The 2,334-nt window shown below is 73.8% G+C and carries 2 protein-coding genes and 1 pseudogene; all 3 read right to left on the bottom strand.

The genetic code is table 11. The annotated features are described in order from the left end of the window. Positions 1-841 (bottom strand): coenzyme F420-0:L-glutamate ligase (locus KBX53_RS30055; RefSeq protein WP_210863055.1); only part of this gene is annotated, 841 nt, incomplete at its 3' end. A 41-nt stretch (positions 842-882) separates the two neighbouring features. Continuing rightward, positions 883-1,938 (bottom strand): annotated as a pseudogene (locus tag KBX53_RS30050) (acetoin utilization protein AcuC); the annotation flags it as partial. A gap of 48 nt (positions 1,939-1,986) precedes the next feature. Next, positions 1,987-2,334 (bottom strand): sulfurtransferase (locus KBX53_RS30045; RefSeq protein ID WP_247676441.1); only part of this gene is annotated, 348 nt, incomplete at its 5' end.

The following is a 2,334-nucleotide window of genomic DNA, read 5'->3' as shown; positions in this document are numbered from 1 at the left end:
CGGGGGCGACCACCCCGGCGACCGCGTCGATGGCCCGTCGCACCGCGGTCAGGTCGGCTGGCATCGGACCGGGACCATCGGCGAGGGTGGCGGCGTCGGACAGCCCGGCGGCGCGGGCCTCGGCGGTGCCGAGCGAGAACAGGTCCTGTGCCGCGTCGCGGATCAGCGCCCGCGCGCCACCGGCGTCGTCCGGCTCGGTGGCGGGCAGGTAGCCCCGCACCACCGCGACCGGGACCTGATCACACTTACCCTTGATCAGCTCGCCGGCACCCGCCAACTCGTCCACCACAGCCATCTGGGTCAACTGCAACTCGTTGCCGTACGGGTCGACCTCGCCCCGGTGATCACGGATGGCCGGCATCCCGGCCACCCCGAGCGCCACGTCGGTGAGCCCATTGCGCCAGGGCCGACCCATCGTGTCGCTGATGATCACCGCCAGGTCCAGGTCGTAGCGCTCCCGCAGCGCGTCCCGCAAGGCCCGCGCCGAGGCGTCCGGGTCGACCGGCAACAGCACCAGCCGGGTCTTGTCCACGTTCGACGCGTCGATCCCCGCCGAGGCCATCACGAAGCCGTGATGGGTCTGCACGATCCGGGTCGCCCCCCGACTGGCCACCACCCGGGCGGTCTCACCGGCCAGCACCTCGTCCCGGGCGGCCAGCCGTTCCGGTCCGTCCGCCGGCACGTCGACCAGTCGCCCCTCCGCCTTGGAAACGATCTTGCTGGTCACCACCAGCACGTCGCCGTTGCGCAGCCACGGCGCGGCGGTCGCGATCACCGCGGCCAGGTCGTCGCCCTCGGTCACGTGGCCGATGCCGAGCACCGGCAGAATCTCCAACCTCACGTCAACTCCACCGCGGCGCGGACCATGGCCGCCGTCGCCGCCTCGTCGGTCATCCGCAGCGGCACCTCCCGACCCAGCTGCCGGGAGGCGACCAGGTCCCGCCACGCGGGTGGGGTGAGGGTGGCCGGGTCGATCGGATCACCGGTGGCCACCGCCAACAGGTGGGTCCAGGCCCGGGGCACCACCTCGACGAGGGCGTACCCGCCGCCGCCGGTGGCCACCCACCGGCCGTCACACAACTCGTCGGCCAGCGCCCGCATCGCCAGGTAGGTGGCCCGCTGCCCGTCGACAGTCAGGTTCAGGTCGGCGAGCGGATCCAGTCGGTGCCCGTCGGCGCCGCACTGACTGACCAGCACCTGCGGGCGGAACGCGCGCAGCACCGACGGCACGATCGCGTGGAACGCGCGCTGCCAGCCGCTGTCGTCGACACCCGGCGGCAACGGCATGTTGACAGCGGTGCCCTGCGCGCCCGGCCCACCCGTCTCGTCCGGGAAACCCGTGCCCGGGAAAAGGGCCAACGGGGTCTCGTGCACGCTGACCGTGAGCACCCGCGGGTCGTTCCAGAAGATCTGCTGCACGCCGTCGCCGTGGTGCACGTCGACGTCCACGTACGCGACCCGCTCGGCGCCCAGGTCGAGCAGCCGGGCGATGGCCACCGCCGGGTCGTTGTAGACGCAGAAGCCGGCGGCGCGGGCGCGCATCGCGTGGTGCAGCCCGCCGGCCACGTTCACCGCCCGGCGGGCGTCGCCGCGCCAGACCGCCTCGGCGGCGGCCACCGTCGCGCCGGCGATGAGCGCGCTGGACTCGTGCATCCCCTCGAAGACCGGGTTGTCGGAGGTGCCCAGCCCGTAACCGGCGAAGAGCGGGTCACGCGGCGCGTTGCGTACCGCGGCGAGGTAGGCCGGCTCGTGCACCCGGGTGAGCAGTGCGTCGTCGGCGGGCTCCGGCTTGACCACCCGCACCCCTGGCCGATTCAGGATGCCCAGCTCGCGGGCGAGCGCGAAGGTCAGTTCCACCCGGACCGGGTCGAGCGGATGGTCACCCATGTCGTAGGCGAGCAGCGACTCGTCCCACACCACCACCGTGTCGTCGGACATGAGCCCATCGTCGCACGAGGACGGGCGCCGGCCCACCGCACGCGCTGGTCAGTGGCCTGGTGTCGACCCGGAGGCGACCGGCCGGGCCGGGTCGGCCACCCAGTTGCTCCACGATCCAACGTAGAGCGCGGCGTCCGTGCGACCGGCCAGGTGCAACGCGAGCACCGCCTGCGCGGCGGTCACCCCCGAGCCGCAGTACGCCCCGACGGCCCGCCCCTCGGTCACCCCGGCTTCGGCGAACCGCTCGCTCAACACCTCGGCGGCCGGGAAGCGGCCGTCCGGCCCGACGTACACCCCGGCGGGCAGGTTCGCCGCCCCCGGCACGTGCCCGGCCACCGGGTCGATCGGTTCGACCTCGCCCCGGTAACGCGGCGCCGCCCGTACGTCGAGCAGCAC

The organism is Micromonospora sp. M51, assembly GCF_018070305.1.
Taxonomy (GTDB): domain Bacteria; phylum Actinomycetota; class Actinomycetes; order Mycobacteriales; family Micromonosporaceae; genus Micromonospora; species Micromonospora parva.
The sequence above is the reverse complement of the archived record's forward strand: the minus strand, read 5'-3'. Positions and strand labels throughout refer to the sequence as shown.